Source organism: Janthinobacterium sp. 13 (genome assembly GCF_002749695.1).
GTDB lineage: Bacteria > Pseudomonadota > Gammaproteobacteria > Burkholderiales > Burkholderiaceae_D > Janthinobacterium > Janthinobacterium kumbetense.
Window position 1 is genome coordinate 292,771 of sequence record NZ_PEEQ01000001.1, and the last position, 13,322, is coordinate 306,092.

Annotated in this window: 16 protein-coding genes; 6 read left to right on the forward strand and 10 right to left on the reverse strand. The window is 63.6% G+C overall.

Annotated elements, in window-relative coordinates; translation table 11 throughout:
• The first annotated feature begins 46 nt into the window (after positions 1–46).
• Entirely contained in the window at positions 47–943 is an 897-nt protein-coding gene (locus CLU94_RS01155; protein ID WP_099664269.1) for a LysR family transcriptional regulator, read from the forward strand.
• On the opposite strand, the gene CLU94_RS01160 is transcribed toward CLU94_RS01155, so the two are convergent.
• The 6 genes from CLU94_RS01160 to CLU94_RS28600 form a co-directional block, all read right to left on the reverse strand.
• Entirely contained in the window at positions 944–1,522 is a 579-nt protein-coding gene (locus CLU94_RS01160; RefSeq protein WP_257218634.1) for a phospholipase D family nuclease, read from the reverse strand.
• A 239-nt stretch (positions 1,523–1,761) separates the two neighbouring features.
• Complete coding sequence (locus CLU94_RS27885) at positions 1,762–2,295, reverse strand: hypothetical protein (RefSeq protein WP_143451323.1); 534 nt, start codon at positions 2,293–2,295, stop codon at positions 1,762–1,764.
• 229 nt (positions 2,296–2,524) lie between these two features.
• Positions 2,525–3,379: a toxin-antitoxin system YwqK family antitoxin gene (locus tag CLU94_RS01165; protein ID WP_143451324.1), complete on the reverse strand. Its 855-nt coding sequence runs from the start codon at positions 3,377–3,379 to the stop codon at positions 2,525–2,527.
• Positions 3,380–3,526: 147 nt separating this feature from the next.
• Positions 3,527–4,576 carry a hypothetical protein gene (locus tag CLU94_RS01170; RefSeq protein ID WP_143451325.1) on the reverse strand — a complete coding sequence of 350 codons (1,050 nt, stop codon included), beginning with the start codon at positions 4,574–4,576 and terminating at the stop codon, positions 3,527–3,529.
• A 21-nt stretch (positions 4,577–4,597) separates the two neighbouring features.
• A complete protein-coding gene (locus tag CLU94_RS01175) occupies positions 4,598–5,395 on the reverse strand; it encodes a TOTE conflict system archaeo-eukaryotic primase domain-containing protein (protein ID WP_099664273.1) in 798 nt (265 codons plus the stop codon).
• 47 nt (positions 5,396–5,442) lie between these two features.
• Positions 5,443–5,631 (reverse strand): hypothetical protein, encoded by a 189-nt coding sequence (locus tag CLU94_RS28600; RefSeq protein ID WP_257218635.1) that lies wholly within the window; start codon positions 5,629–5,631, stop codon positions 5,443–5,445.
• On the opposite strand from CLU94_RS28600, the gene CLU94_RS01180 reads away from it, so the two are divergent.
• Positions 5,630–6,184, forward strand: a complete 555-nt coding sequence (locus CLU94_RS01180) for a LysR substrate-binding domain-containing protein (protein ID WP_257218636.1) — start codon at positions 5,630–5,632, stop codon at positions 6,182–6,184. The two genes, CLU94_RS28600 and CLU94_RS01180, sit on opposite strands and share 2 nt — an antisense overlap.
• On the opposite strand, the gene CLU94_RS01185 is transcribed toward CLU94_RS01180, so the two are convergent.
• Positions 6,164–7,558 carry an MFS transporter gene (locus tag CLU94_RS01185; RefSeq protein WP_099664275.1) on the reverse strand — a complete coding sequence of 465 codons (1,395 nt, stop codon included), beginning with the start codon at positions 7,556–7,558 and terminating at the stop codon, positions 6,164–6,166. The genes CLU94_RS01180 and CLU94_RS01185 overlap by 21 nt on opposite strands.
• A 93-nt stretch (positions 7,559–7,651) precedes the next feature.
• Between CLU94_RS01185 and CLU94_RS01190 the strand changes: the two genes are divergently transcribed.
• Positions 7,652–8,548 carry a LysR family transcriptional regulator gene (locus CLU94_RS01190; protein ID WP_099664276.1) on the forward strand — a complete coding sequence of 299 codons (897 nt, stop codon included), beginning with the start codon at positions 7,652–7,654 and terminating at the stop codon, positions 8,546–8,548.
• Positions 8,549–8,656: 108 nt separating this feature from the next.
• Entirely contained in the window at positions 8,657–9,271 is a 615-nt protein-coding gene (gene gstA / locus CLU94_RS01195) for a glutathione transferase GstA (protein ID WP_099664277.1), read from the forward strand.
• A gap of 22 nt (positions 9,272–9,293) precedes the next feature.
• Here the strand turns inward: gstA and CLU94_RS01200 are convergent, their stop codons facing one another.
• Positions 9,294–9,746, reverse strand: coding sequence for a PaaI family thioesterase (locus tag CLU94_RS01200; protein WP_099664278.1), 453 nt, complete (start codon positions 9,744–9,746; stop codon positions 9,294–9,296).
• Between the two features lie 151 nt (positions 9,747–9,897).
• Here CLU94_RS01200 and CLU94_RS01205 point away from each other — a divergent pair, with 151 nt between their 5' ends.
• Complete coding sequence (locus tag CLU94_RS01205) at positions 9,898–10,470, forward strand: DUF4337 domain-containing protein (protein WP_180278549.1); 573 nt, start codon at positions 9,898–9,900, stop codon at positions 10,468–10,470.
• 11 nt (positions 10,471–10,481) lie between these two features.
• Here CLU94_RS01205 and CLU94_RS01210 read toward each other — a convergent pair whose 3' ends face one another.
• Both CLU94_RS01210 and CLU94_RS01215 read right to left on the reverse strand, forming a co-directional pair.
• The gene (locus tag CLU94_RS01210) at positions 10,482–11,102 is read right to left on the reverse strand and encodes a ParB-like protein (RefSeq protein ID WP_099664280.1); all 621 of its coding nucleotides are present in this window, start codon (positions 11,100–11,102) and stop codon (positions 10,482–10,484) included.
• A gap of 48 nt (positions 11,103–11,150) precedes the next feature.
• Positions 11,151–12,812, reverse strand: coding sequence for a SulP family inorganic anion transporter (locus tag CLU94_RS01215; protein WP_099664281.1), 1,662 nt, complete (start codon positions 12,810–12,812; stop codon positions 11,151–11,153).
• A 160-nt stretch (positions 12,813–12,972) separates the two neighbouring features.
• On the opposite strand from CLU94_RS01215, the gene CLU94_RS01220 reads away from it, so the two are divergent.
• The gene (locus CLU94_RS01220) at positions 12,973–13,302 is read left to right on the forward strand and encodes a hypothetical protein (RefSeq protein ID WP_099664282.1); all 330 of its coding nucleotides are present in this window, start codon (positions 12,973–12,975) and stop codon (positions 13,300–13,302) included.
• Positions 13,303–13,322: the final 20 nt, after the last annotated feature.

Here is a 13,322-nt window from a genome sequence, read left to right on the forward strand (position 1 = left end):
TGAAAACAAATGATATGATTTACGCTAATTCATTAGGTTTTCTCATATGTCAGAACATCGCATTCCCTCGCTGAAGTTATTGATGGGCTTTGAAGCGGCCGCCCGCCACGGTAATTTCTCGCGCGCGGCCGACGAGCTGCACGTGACGCAGTCGGCCATCAGCCATCAGGTGCAATTGCTGGAAGAACAAGTCAAGCAGCCGCTGTTCCGCCGCGCGGGACGGGGCGTGGAACTGACGGTGGCAGGCGAAGTGCTGCTGCGCAGCGTGCAGCGCTCGATGACCGTGCTGCGCAGCGGCCTGGGGCGCATCGCCACCTATCTCGATCCGGGATTGGTCGTGCTGGTGTGTCCGGCGCCCCTGCTGCACGGCTGGCTGCAGCCCCGGCTGCGGGAACTGGAAGCGCGGCTGCCCGAACTATGCCTGCTGCTGTCGGTGGACGAGAGCGCCCGCTTCGTCGATGAAATCGACGTCGATATCGCCATCGGCGACCGTCCCATCCTGCAGCCGGACTTGCAGGAAATCCCCCTGCTGCGCGATGAATGGGTGATGGTCGCCAACAGCGAGCTGGCGGCGCGGCTGGCCGGCGTGCCGCAGGATGCGCATCACCTGCACGCGGATCTGGTGTGTCTGGAAGAAAGCTTGACGGGCGACACTACGGCGCCCCTGTTCCTGGGCCCGCTGGCGCGCTTTCGCAAGCGGGCCATCTACGACGATGTGCGCCTGTTGCTGGACGCTACGCTCGACGGGCGCGGCATCGCCTGCCTGCCGCGTCTGCTGGTCGATGCCAGCCTGGCGCGCGGCCTGCTGCACATCCTGCCCGACTATCCGCGCGTGCCCGGCGCCACCTGGTGGCTGTCGGGCGTGGCGGAACATCCGCGTTCGCCCATCGTCGGGCAAGTATTCGACTGGCTGCGCGCGCAGGGTGCAGCTGAGGGGCAGTGATTACGGCAGCGTAGATGCAGGTGCAGGCGCCGCCAGCGGCGTGCGCACGTAGTCGACGCCGCTGGCCCAACGGTTTTCCCAGTGCGCCAGGTACGACTGCGCCAGGCGCTCGCTGTGCCACACGACGAGCACGTTTTCGCTGTTGGCGGTGGCCGCATCGGCCGTGTAATTGAAGCTGCCGTTTTGCACGGTCACGCCATCTGCCACGATATACTTGTCGTGATGCAAGACATAGCGGGAAATCAGGCGCGTGGGAATGCCAGCGCCGACGAGCCGGTCCAGCGCGGCCCGGCTGTTCTTGCGCGCGTTGCGCCGCGCATCGACCAGCACCCGGACATCCACGCCCCGCTGCCGCGCCCGCAGCAAGGCCTCGACCACATGGGACGAGCTGAACGAATAGGCGGCCAGCCGGATGCTCGACGCCGCGCTATCGATGACCTTGAGCACCAGCGCCTCCGCCCCGCCATCGGGAGAAAACGCGTTCTCGATGGTCACCACGGGCGCGGCGTCGGCGGCAAGCGCCGCTGGCGAAACGCCGTTAGCCAGGCACAACGCAACGGCAAGTACGAGATTCTTCATCGCTGGCATTTCCCTGCTTCAATAATCGGGGGTGGACGAACAAAAAATGTGGACACAGCCTGCAGGCAGACTCGTCGCCTGGGCGACCGTCCGCTGTCGCCCCAAAGCGGACAACGGTTACTGAGCGCAGATTACTTTGCTCGCGGTCAAGCACAGCGTTCAAAGGCCTGAAGGGCTGTTTCACCAGATATTTTCTGAGTGGGCAGCATTGGGCCTTTTCTCGTCAAATGTGCCAATACCTATTTTCCAACCACTGGACTAAAACGAGCGTTGCGAATTGACTGTTCAATAAACGAAATGTCAGATGCAGTCCTTTCGGACTTTTCCTGAGAGCTCAAAATCGAGTAGCTGAAACTAGCGACACGCACATGGTCTGGCTCCACAACATTTGCGACGTACCACCAATATATGGTGATGGGAGCGCCACGATCCACTTCCCGAGAAACATGCTTAGATATGGCGCCTCCAGTCGGTAGGTTTTCCGCATGCGGATATCCAATTTTCGCGAGCACTTCACCACTAGCAGATGATGATACGGGACTTGGGGACTTGGCAGTAATAACGTCTAAGCGGAGGGTGCCCGTGTCGTCGCCTGGCGCATAAAACACGCCGCCTCCCTCTGGCTCATACTCTTCCACCCACGCATCTGGCAGGGAGAACACAACGATTCCGCCACGGTAAATGATCTGTTTTAAATTTGATGGAGACTCTTGGCCAGCCATGGCGCCTTTCAAACTCAGTAATGCAATGATGCTCGCTATGACTTTGCGCATGAAGCGCCCCCTAATTTTTTGTAAGCGACCGCTTGTGGCCGGTAGCGGCACCAGAGCATAGCGGATTGCCAATCAGAAAATCTCACACATTGTCACGCTGCTTCGAATGGCCGCTTCTGGCCGATTTCAGCCAACCAGTCCACCTTCAAAACGAATCGGAACCCCACGACGTCGTGCATCACTGCTACGTCTCTCTACATACTCTGGGAGCCTGACACACCGCATCAGTTCATTTTTTCGACTTCTGACCATTTGAATACACCAGCACACCTTGCTCGTTGAACTGCTGGGTACTCAGCAGCACGCCCTTATCACTGTAAACCTGACGAATGCTTACCTTACCGTTGAGATGGTAACTATTTTGCACACCCACGGGCTGGCCATCGCGCCATTGCCCCTGCGACTCCAGCTTGTCATGACTAAAATACGTAGTTGCTACGCCGTGTTGGCGGCCATGCTCATCTAGCTCTACCTGCGATTTGATATTGCCATCTCGATCATAATAGCGGTAACCGCCAACCATCTTGCCAGAAACAAAATCGGCTGCATTGGTCTGTCCGGAGATTCGTACCAGATCGCTCTTGATGGTATCGAAAATCTCCACCTTCCAAGTGCCGGGCAACGCTGCTTTTGGTAGGGGCAGCACCAGCACATAAGGCGAGAGATGCTTGACCTGCGGCATCAGCTGTTCGTCCAGGTAGAGGCGCGCCTTGCCGTCGGGACAGGAGTCCGGGCCACAGTCGGTCATCATGCGCGCAAACGGAATGGCCTCATCGCCGGCTTTCCCGACAGGGCAGCCAAACAAGGTCACGACCATTGCTGTCTTGTCACGGATGCGCTCGGCGAGTGCGGGTCTGAGGCTCGCATACTCATCTTTGTTTTCCAGCATCCCCTCTTTTATGCGCAGCTGATTGCCGCCGCAGGCCGTAGATTCCGCCACGGTCAGCACATCGGCGCCTTTGCTATCTTTCTCGTTAGAAATAGCCGTAAACACGTGTCGCTGAATAATATCGGCCTGCGCCACTACTGGCCACAACAGCATCGCACCTAGCGCCACGCATATCATTTTCTGATGTTTTTTCAAGTACATCTCTAATCAAGTGCATCTGTAATATTGACTGGGTTAGCGGAAAAGTGCTTTCCCATGGCCGCTTGTGGCTGCTGTCATTGGCAGCTTCCGCCCCATTGTGCCGCTCGAACTCACATTGAACGTCAAAGTGATCGCCGCGCTTCAGTCCGTCAAATGCAGCATGGTGTTATCCATTTGCGTCAACTTTGCTTCGATCTGATCCAACGCATGTAGCTTTTCTTCGCGATGAGACCAGTCCCCCGCAGCCAGCGCCTGGGCTCTTTGCTGCCCGATAGCGTCCAATGCCAGTTGTCGCGCCTGTTGGTCGCATGCCGCTCTTAACTTGATATCCGCAAATGCGAGAGCAATCGACGCTTCGCAGCGCACGTCATCGTCCATGGCGTGTATGTCGGCGTATCCCCACTGCTTTGCCAGTTTCTCGAGGAATCGAATTGGCGTGACATCCTTGTGCGTCTTGTGCCAATCGCGATAGCTCTCCAGAAGATCAGCGCCAGTATCATTGCCGTTCGGCGAGAAATCATCCGTGCAATTCCAAAAAAATGGATCATCCAATATCTCGCGTGCCTTGGGATGAAAGTCTTCCCAGTCGATTCCCAACTGCTCCCAGGCCGACATTCCATCACGCTTGGCTTGTGCCGCTGCCTCCAGCCCGGATGCCAGGAGTTGCAGAGCTTCCACGGAATCCGGGACGCGTTTCCTGGCAGCTTCACAGTGGTCCAGAAATTTCTCCAGGCTAAAATCATCAGTGCGCTTCAATCGTTTGCTCAATAGCCCTAATGCATGGATGACTTCATCCACACCTGCTTTAAAAAGTGGCAAAGACAATGTTGAAGGATGCGTCCAGTCCCGGCCTTCCATCAATTCGCTGGCGATGTCGATCTCGACCTTGCCCTTTGCTCTTCGATAAGTGACCTTGGGTAGCGTTGCGCGGAAATTGTTGTGCGTCTCCAACAGAGATTCCAGCGTCTTCTTTGCCGAACCAGAGTCCCTGAAGTGAAGCGTGACCGCAATTTCCTGAATCGCGTCGCCAAAACTGCCGCCGCCCGCCAGAAGAAAATCCCCGATCGGAGACAACGTTGTGTGACCGCCGTAGCAATTATAGGAATTTGCGACTACATGGAAATCCATTGAATACTGCCTTTCATCTGAAATTTCAATTGTTCTGAATGTCGATATATATTGCTTGTTCACCTCAAGCCAGCCATGCCGTGGCTACGGCAACCGGTGCCGGAACGTCGGTTCGATGTTGCGCGCATGCAGCCAGCGCACGATGTCTTCCAGGGTGGCGTCCTGCAGCAACAAGCCAGGCGCGGTGGCGGATGAGGCCGCAGGCGGGGTGGCCACGGGAACAGGCGCTGGCGAAGACTCCGAAAGGCCAGCATGTCCCTGCAATTTCGCCAGCGCCTGCGCGAACTGGGCCGGATTGATGCTGCGCAAGCTTTCCAGGAAGCCCAGTTGGGCGGCGGGCGGCGGCGGCATGTCCAGGCCCGGTTCGTCGACGAAGGCGGCGCCCATGCTGGGGTGGATGAAGGCGGCCCACTTGCCGGACGGCTGCAGGCTTGGCGGCAGCGCCACCTGTTCCACGTCGGCGGGCGGCGCGGCGGCAAGGATGTCGGTCGAGGCAGGCAAAAAGGTCGAGCGCAGCAGTTGCACGAACTGGCGCGCCTGGGCGACGGGCACGGGCGTGGCCAGCGACAGCCATAACTGGAACGCCGTGCCCGAGATGCTGACGGCGGGCGCCGGCAAGTCCAGCTCGTGCTGCACGGCATTGGCGATCGCGCACAGCGCGCTCCAGTGCGCCTCGCCGCCGCCCTTGCCGCCAAACTCCAGCACCAGCGCGCGCGTCAGGCCGCTCCCGGTCACGAGTCGCACCGCTACCGTCTGCTCGCCCGACAGATGGCGCGCCAGCACGGCCGGCGTCAGCGGCTGCACGCCGCCCTCGCCATCGACATAGTGCTGCTGTTCATCGAACAGGTACAGGCGGGTGAGTTCGGAAATCAGTTTATGCATGGACGGCCTCGTAATGACGTTGAGCAACACTTGTCAACGTGCCCAGATTATAGCCTCCCAAGCCTTGGCGCACCCGCACGTCCGACGCCAAACACGAGCCAGCTGGCCACGGCGAACAGGCAGGCGGCAACGCCGCCGTACAGCATCACGGCGCCAAAGCCTTCTGCCAGCGCAAGCTTCGCCACGCCGGCCGGCAGCATAGCGGCGCCCTTGCCTGCCGACAAGTCTTCCACCATGGCGCGCCTGCCCGCCCTGCTGGCGCAGTTCGCCCACCTGTTTCCCGCCGTACGCCTCGATGTGACGGTCGGCACCTATCTTGACTTGCAAAAACTGGTCGCCGCCGATGCGCTGGACCTGGCCGTCGTCATGGCCCTGGCGGACGGGCAAGATGAAGCGGCCGTGCTGCGCCGCACGCGCTTCGTCTGGGCCGCGGCGCAGGATTTCCGGCACGACGGCGCGCTGCCCCTGCCGCTGGCGTTTTCACCGGCGCCCTGCATGCACCGGCAAGTGGGCGTCGACGCCCTCGAGGGCGCCGGCCTCGACTGGCGCGTGGCGTTCACCTCGCCCAGCCAGCAGGGCTTGCGCGCCGCCGTGCTGGCGGACCTGGCCGTCACGGCCCTGCCGCAAGGCGACCTGGAGTCCGGCATGGTGGTCATCGACGGCCAGCATGGCTTGCCCGCCCTGCCCGCCGCCCAGTTCCAACTGCTGTGGCGCGCCGCCGGCGGCACGGCGGCGGCCGAAGCGTTCGGACAGTTGCTGCGCGAATGGTCAGCCGCCGCGGCGGCTTGACAGCACCAGCAGCAAGGCCAGCGCCAGCATGGCGCTGGCGCCGCCCAGGGCCACCGTCACGCGGTGCGCCAGCAGCGCCGCGCCGACGCGCTGGTGTGCGCCAAAGGACGAGATCGCCACCAGCGCCGCCAGCCCCAGCGAATTGCCCAGCTGGTGCGCCACGTTGACGACGCCCGCAGCGGCGCCCGCATCCTGCGCGGGCACGCCCGCCACGCCGGCCGCCGTCAGCGGACTCAAGGCCATGCCCTGCCCCGCGCCGATCAGCACCATGGGCAAGGCCACGCCCAGCCAGTACGCCGTGCCCGCATCGATACGGCTCAGCCATGCCATGCCCAGCAGGGTTATCGACAATCCCATGGCCAGCAGGCGCGCATTGCCCAGGCGGCGCGTCAAACGCGGCACGCACAGGGCCACGCCGAAGTTGACCAGGGTCATGGGCAGGAAAGCCAGGCCCGTCAGCGATGGCGGATAGCGCAGCACCACTTGCAAAAATTGCGTGGTGAAAAAGAAAAACCCGATCATGGCGCCCAGGAACAGCACCCTGGCCCCGTACGCCGCATTGCGCTGCGCATCGGCAAACAGGCGCAGCGGCAGGATGGGCTGCGCGGCGCGCCGTTCGATGGCAATGAAAGCGGCCAGCAGCAGCACGCCCGCCGCCAGCGCAGCTTGCGTCAATGAGTCGCCCCAGCCGGCGCCGGCCGAGCGGATCAAGCCATACACGAGGGCCGACATGCCGAGGGTGGAGCTGGCCGCGCCGGCCACGTCAAAGCGGCCCCGGCTGCGCGGGCTTTCCGCGATGAATCGGCGCGCGGCCAGCAGCATGGCCGCGCCGATGGGCAGGTTGATGAAGAAACCCACGCGCCACGACAGCCATTCGGCCAGCACGCCGCCCAGCACCAGGCCCACGCTGGCGGCAATGCCCGCCACGGCGCTGTACAGGGCGATGGCCCGCGTGCGTTCGCGTCCCTCCGCAAACGTGGTTTGCAGCAAGGCCAGGGTGGATGGCGCCAAAATGGCCGCGCCCACGCCCTGGACGGCGCGCGCGGCAACCATCGTGGCAGGCGAGCGCGCCAGGCCGATGGCCAGCGATGCCAGCGTGAACAGCGCCAGGCCCTGCTGCAGCAGGCGGCGCCGGCCAAGCACGTCGCCGGCGCGCGCGGCCAGCAGCAGCAAGCCGCCAAACGTCAAGGTGTAGGCGCTTTGCACCCAGGCCAGGCCCGTATCCGTAAAGCCCAGTTCCTGGTGGATGTTCGGCAAGCCCGTCAGCACGATGGACGTGTCGAGCACGATCATCACGTAGCTGACGAGAATGATGGCGAGGATGGCCGCCTTGGGCGGCGCGGCAGAGGGAGTAGCAACTGGCGGATTGTTCATGCCATCACTGTAAGCCGTATGCATTACAATGAATAGATGGTAAAGTCCGCATGAACTTATTAGCACAACTAATGAATTGGAAAGACATCCGCCATGGCACAGACCAACTTCAACGACATACTCGCCTTCGTGGCCGTGGCCCGCGAAGGCAGTTTTACCCGGGCGGCGGCCAAGCTGGGCGTGTCGCAGTCGGCGCTGAGCCAGACCGTGCGGGCGCTGGAGGAACGGCTCGACTTGCGCCTGCTGGTGCGCACCACGCGCAGCGTCTCGCCCACGGAGGCGGGCGAACAGCTGCTGCGCACGGTGGCGCCCCGCTTCGACGAGATCGAGGCGGAACTGGCCCTGCTCAGCGCACGGCGCGACAAGCCGGCCGGCAACATCCGCATCAGCGCGGGCGAGCATTCGGCACTGACGGTGCTGCAGCCGGCCATCGCCCGTTTGCTGCCCCACTACCCGGACATCCACATCGAAGTCATCGTCGACAACGGCATGACCGACATCGTGGCCGCGCGCTGCGACGCGGGCGTGCGCCTGGGCGAGCAAGTGGCCAAGGACATGATCGCCATGCCCATCGGTCCCGATTTCCGCATGGCCATCGTTGCCTCGCCAGCCTATTTCAGCCGGAATCCGCCGCCCGTCACGCCGCAGGACTTGATGGCGCACAACTGCATCAACATGCGCCTGCCCACCCTGGGTGGCCTGTTTGCCTGGGAATTTTCCAAGGATGGGCAGGAACTGAAGGTACGCGTGGAAGGTCAAATGATCTACAACAACATGGCCATGCGCCTGCAGTCGGCGCTGGACGGCCTGGGCCTGGCCTGCATGCCGGAAGATGTGGTGCTGCCTTACGTGGCCGATGGCCGCCTGGTGCGCGTGCTGGACGACTGGTGCCCCGCGTACGCGGGCTACAAGCTGTATTACCCGAGCCGGCGCCACCCGTCTCCCGCGTTTACCTTGCTGCTCGACACCTTGCGCTATCCCCGCGTTTGAGCCAGCGCAATCGTCCACCGGGCGTGGACAGTCGCCAAACGAACATGCGTTTACCGTGCGGCGGCGCAGGACTATAGTGGCTACTTTCCCACCTGTTCAAGGATCGCCATGAAACTCTTTTATTCGCCGGGCGCCTGCTCGCAGGCGCCGCACATCATCCTGCGTGAAACGGGCACGCCATTCACCCTGGTCAAGGTCGACCTGGGCCAGCACCGGACGCAGGAAGGCGGCAATTACTACGAACTCAACCCGAAAGGCCAGGTGCCGCTGCTGGCGCTCGCCGATGGAACGACCTTGAGCGAAGGCCCCGTCATCGCCCAGTACATCGCGGAACAGGCTGGCCGACAGGACTTGCTGCCGTCCGTGGGCAGTTTTGCCCGCTACAAGGTGCTGGAATGGCAGAACTACATCACGTCCGAGCTGCACAAATCGTTCAGCCCCCTGTTCGATCCGCGCATCGACGCGGCCGCCAAGGCCTTGTTCGTCCAGCAACTGGCCAAGAAATACAAATGGGTGGACAGCCGCCTGGAAGGCAGGGCCTACCTGACGGGCGACACGTTCACGGTCGCCGACGCCTATCTGTTCGTCATCACGGGCTGGGCGCCAGGCGTGGGCGTGGACTTGTCCGCGCTGGCGCATGTGCAAGCCTTCCTGGCCAGAGTGGCCCGGCGCGACAGCGTCAAGGCGGCTTTGGAAGCGGAAGGACTGGCCAAGGCGGCTTGAGCGCCATCGCCCGGTGCACGGCTCACGTCTTTTCCGACTTGCCGTGCATCACCATGATGGTTTGCTGCATCAGCGCGCACAGGGTTTCCTTGCCATCGCGCACGGCGAACACTTCGGCTTGCGTGACGATCAGGGTGCGCCCCGGGCGCACCACCTTGCCGCGCGCGATCAGTTTCTCGCCATCGGCGGGCGCCAGCAAATTCATCTTGTATTCCACCGTCAGCACGGACGCGCCGTCGGCCACCATGGTCATGGCTGCGTAGCCGGCGGCCGAGTCCGCGATCATGCCCACCACGCCGCCATGCACGAAACCGTGCTGCTGCTCGATGCCGCGCCAGTGCGGCACGTGGATTTCCGTGCTGCCGTGGCTGACCACGGGCAGGCTGGCCTGGATCAGGGTCATGGCGTTTTGCAGGTCGAAACTGGCGCGGACTTTCTCGGCGAAGTGCGGGTCGGGCAGACGGGACGTGCTCATGGGCTGTGCGCTTTCAAGGGGAGAACGCCTTACTGTACCCGCTTATGCCCGTTCGCACCATGTCGCGGCGCCCGCCGGCTTGCACGGCAGATGCGGTAGTATCGCCATGTCGACACATGATCCCTCCTCCTGCCCCCGCGAAAGGTCCGCCATGGAAGAAGAATACGAAGTACCCAGCCCCCATGAGCACGCCGTGGAAGAGGCGACGGAGAACGAGCGCGATGGCCTGACGCAGAAAATCGCCCTGATGACCGCCATCCTCGCCACCATCGGCGCCCTGATCAGCTACCAGAGCGGCAACGCGCAGAACGAGGCCATGTTCCTGAAGAACGAGAGCATCCTGAAACAGGCGCAGGCGAGCGACCAGTGGGCCTTGTACCAGGCGAAGTCGACGAAAGGCCATATCGCCGAAGCGACGGCCGCGCTGGCCAGCGTACCCGAGGTGCGGGCCCGCTTCCTGGCGGAACAGGCGCGGCAGGAACGGGAAAAGCCCCTGGTGCAGGCGCAGGCGCGCCAGCTGGAAGAGCAGTCGAGGAAGCTGGGCGAGGCGTCGGAAGCCAAGCTGCGCCCGCACGAACGGCTGGCCATGGCCCTGACCTTCATCCAGATCGCCGTGGCGCTGGCCGCCATTACCGTGCTGACGCGGCGGCGCTGGCTGCTGTGGGGCTCGGTGGGCGCGGCGGCGGCCGGCATACTGGCGGCCGGCAGCGCCTTCCTGCTGTAGCGGCAGGCGGTTCAGGCGGGCGGCACGATGCCGCTCCAGCCCGGCAAATAGCGCGCCTGCTGGCTGCGCGCCAGCTTCATGGCCTGTGCCAGTGCCTTGGGGAAATTTTTCTGCAGGCTGGCGGGCGCGATGCGGCTGCGCAAGAAATCGGCCCACAAGAATTCGCTGAACGGCGTCACGTCCTTGGCGTAGCCGCCCGCGTTGCGCAATTCGCCGGCCAGGCTGCGGTAGGGATCGTCGTGCAAGCCGCTCAGGTGCCGGGGGATGGCGGAAAAATCGCGGCGCAAGCCTTCGCTGTCATACGGGTGCACCCACTGATGGTGGTCCATCACATGCCAGAAGTGCAGCGGCTCCAGCCAGGACAAATCCTTGAGGATCATCAAACTGACGCTTTTCACGCCTTCCTGGTGCAGCGCCAGGCCGAAATGGTGGTGGTCGACGATGTAGTGGCGCCCTTCCGGACCGATGATGCTGGGAAACCAGTGGTCGGCCAGCGCTGCCGCCCGCGCTTTCCGGCCCAGGCTGGCCCAATGCGCGCGCTTGAGCGCCACCTCGGCCATGCCCACCGTGATTTGCGTGGGCAGCAGCTTGTTCAGCCGTCCCTTGACCAGTTGCGGTTTCACGCTTGTCATACCGTCTCCCAGATGCATGGCCTGGCCGCCAGCGTAGCATAGTCGCCGCTACTTTTCAGGCGTGGCGCAGCCCAGCAGGCGCACGGCCTCGGCCACGCTCAATTCGCTGAGCAGCAGCGCCGGCCCCGCTTCGGCAGCCAGCATGTCGCGCAGCGCCAGTTGCAGCACGGCGCACGCCGGCTCCTTCAGCCGCGCCAGCGCCAGGGCCAGCCCCCGCTGGCGCGCAAACGCGGCAAAGTCGCGCAAGGCTTCGACGCTGCTGCCATCGAGGTCGGGCGACTCTTCCAGGCTGAGGATCACCTTGCGCAGCGGACCGGCCCGCTCCTCCAGCAGGGTGCGCGCCAGGTGCAGGCTGCGCTCGGCATTGACGAAGAACAAGGGTTCATCGAGGCGCAGGATCAACGTGTCGGGCTGCGCGCGGGCCGCCGGGTACAACGCCAGCTTCACGTAATCGTGGCTGTCGCCCAGCCGGCCCAGCACGGACAGGCCCGGCCGCGACAGGCGGCGCAGCATCAGTAGCAGGCTCATGGCGATGGCTGCCAGCAAGCCGTCGAGCACGCCGAACAGCAGCACGCCGGCAATGGCCGCCAGCGCCAGCAGGCGGTCGCGGCGCCAGGTGAAATAAGGCCGCAAGGAAACAGGGTTCAGGGTATGACTGACGGTATGGATGACCACGGCGGCCAGCACGGGCACGGGAATCAGGGCCACCAGCGGCAGCAGGGTCAGCACGATGACGCCCACGACGGCGGCGGCCACCAGCCCCGCCAGGCGCGAGGTGGCGCCGGCCGCCTCGTTGGCGGAGGTGGCCGAATAGCCGGCGCCCACCGGCATGGCCTGGAACAGGCCCGCCACCACGTTCGCCGCGCCCAGCGCCAGCAAGTCGCGCTCGGGCGCCACGGCGTCGCCATGCTTCAAGGCAAAACTGCGGATGGCGCCATACGATTCCGCATACAGGATCAGCGCCAGGGCAAACGCCAGCTCGGCCAGGCGCGTCCATTCCGCCTGCGTCAGGCGCGGCAAGACAGGCATGGCCAGGCGCACATCGATGGCGCCCACCAGGGCCACGCCATGGCGCGGCAAGTCCAGCCATTGCCCGGCGGCGATGCCCAGCCCGATGACGATCAGGCCGGCAGGCCAGCGCTGCAGCCGCCGCAGCAGGAACAGCGACAGCAGCGCCGCTGCGCACAGGCCGGCGCCACTGCCGTTCCACTGCCCTGCACCTGCCAGCAGGCCCGCCAGCAGATGCGGCACATCGCCGTGCGCCGGCTGCACGCCCAGCACGCCGGGCAACTGCTTCACGATGATCACGATGGCCAGGCCGAAGGAAAAGCCCCGCAGCACGGGCTTGGCGATGAATTCCGTGATGCTGCCCAGCCTGGCCAGCCAGGCCAGCAGGAAAAATGCCCCCGTCAATATCACCAGTCCCGCCATCAGCATCAGCCGGTGCCCCGCCGTGCCGCCCGGCATGGATGCCATGGCGGCGGCCAGCACGGCGGCCGAGGACGACGTGGCCGAGACGATGGCAAAGCGGCTCGTGCCCAGCACGCCGTAGCACAGCAAGCCCGCAAACAGGGCCAGGATGCCCGCCTGCGGCGCCAGGTTGCCGATGCTGGCATACGCCACCGCTTCCGGCAGCAGCAGGCCGGCGATCGACAGGCCGGCGCTGGCATCTTGCCAGCGGTTCATTTGCGTCGCAGCCGGTGCGCTCATGGAGGCTCCTGGTGAGTGGCGCTAGTCCGCTCCATGATGCGGCAAGAACGGTGTTTCCGGCCACATTTGCTTACATTTTATACATAAAAACTGTCTACCGGCGGCCCCGGCAGCGCGTTCAGGCAGTGTGACATCCCTGATCGACCACCTGGAGACTACAATGAAAACCACCGTCCTGTCCGCCATCACCGTGATCGTGCTTGCCTCGGTTGCCGCCAGCAGCTTTGCCGCAGAAACGACCTGGCAGAAAAACCATCCCCGCCGCGAACAGGTGAACAACCGCCTCGCGCATCAGAACGCGCGCATCCATAAGGAAGTCAAGGAAGGCGAGATCAGCAAGGGACAGGCGGCCGCCCTGCACCGCGAGGACCGCAGCATCCGCCGCGAAGAGCGCAGCATGGCCAAGCTCGATAACGGCCATATCACCAAGGCGGACCAGCGCGCGCTGAACCAGCAGGAAAATGTGGTCAGCAAACAGATCGGAAAGTGATTTGACGCAAGGGGCGGCGT

What these genes read in the sequence shown, in the direction of transcription:
- CLU94_RS01215 (WP_099664281.1), bottom strand. Translation starts at nt 12,812, where the DNA reads ATGAGCGCACCGGCTGCGACGCAAATGAACCGCTGGCAAGATGCCAGC.
- CLU94_RS27885 (WP_143451323.1), bottom strand. Translation starts at nt 2,295, where the DNA reads ATGCGCAAAGTCATAGCGAGCATCATTGCATTACTGAGTTTGAAAGGC.
- CLU94_RS01155 (WP_099664269.1), top strand. Translation starts at nt 47, where the DNA reads ATGTCAGAACATCGCATTCCCTCGCTGAAGTTATTGATGGGCTTTGAA.
- CLU94_RS01160 (WP_257218634.1), bottom strand. Translation starts at nt 1,522, where the DNA reads ATGAAGAATCTCGTACTTGCCGTTGCGTTGTGCCTGGCTAACGGCGTT.
- CLU94_RS01180 (WP_257218636.1), top strand. Translation starts at nt 5,630, where the DNA reads ATGGCGCGCCTGCCCGCCCTGCTGGCGCAGTTCGCCCACCTGTTTCCC.
- CLU94_RS28600 (WP_257218635.1), bottom strand. Translation starts at nt 5,631, where the DNA reads ATGGTGGAAGACTTGTCGGCAGGCAAGGGCGCCGCTATGCTGCCGGCC.
- CLU94_RS01205 (WP_180278549.1), top strand. Translation starts at nt 9,898, where the DNA reads ATGGAAGAAGAATACGAAGTACCCAGCCCCCATGAGCACGCCGTGGAA.
- CLU94_RS01175 (WP_099664273.1), bottom strand. Translation starts at nt 5,395, where the DNA reads ATGCATAAACTGATTTCCGAACTCACCCGCCTGTACCTGTTCGATGAA.
- CLU94_RS01220 (WP_099664282.1), top strand. Translation starts at nt 12,973, where the DNA reads ATGAAAACCACCGTCCTGTCCGCCATCACCGTGATCGTGCTTGCCTCG.
- CLU94_RS01190 (WP_099664276.1), top strand. Translation starts at nt 7,652, where the DNA reads ATGGCACAGACCAACTTCAACGACATACTCGCCTTCGTGGCCGTGGCC.
- CLU94_RS01210 (WP_099664280.1), bottom strand. Translation starts at nt 11,102, where the DNA reads ATGACAAGCGTGAAACCGCAACTGGTCAAGGGACGGCTGAACAAGCTG.
- gstA (WP_099664277.1), top strand. Translation starts at nt 8,657, where the DNA reads ATGAAACTCTTTTATTCGCCGGGCGCCTGCTCGCAGGCGCCGCACATC.
- CLU94_RS01185 (WP_099664275.1), bottom strand. Translation starts at nt 7,558, where the DNA reads ATGAACAATCCGCCAGTTGCTACTCCCTCTGCCGCGCCGCCCAAGGCG.
- CLU94_RS01200 (WP_099664278.1), bottom strand. Translation starts at nt 9,746, where the DNA reads ATGAGCACGTCCCGTCTGCCCGACCCGCACTTCGCCGAGAAAGTCCGC.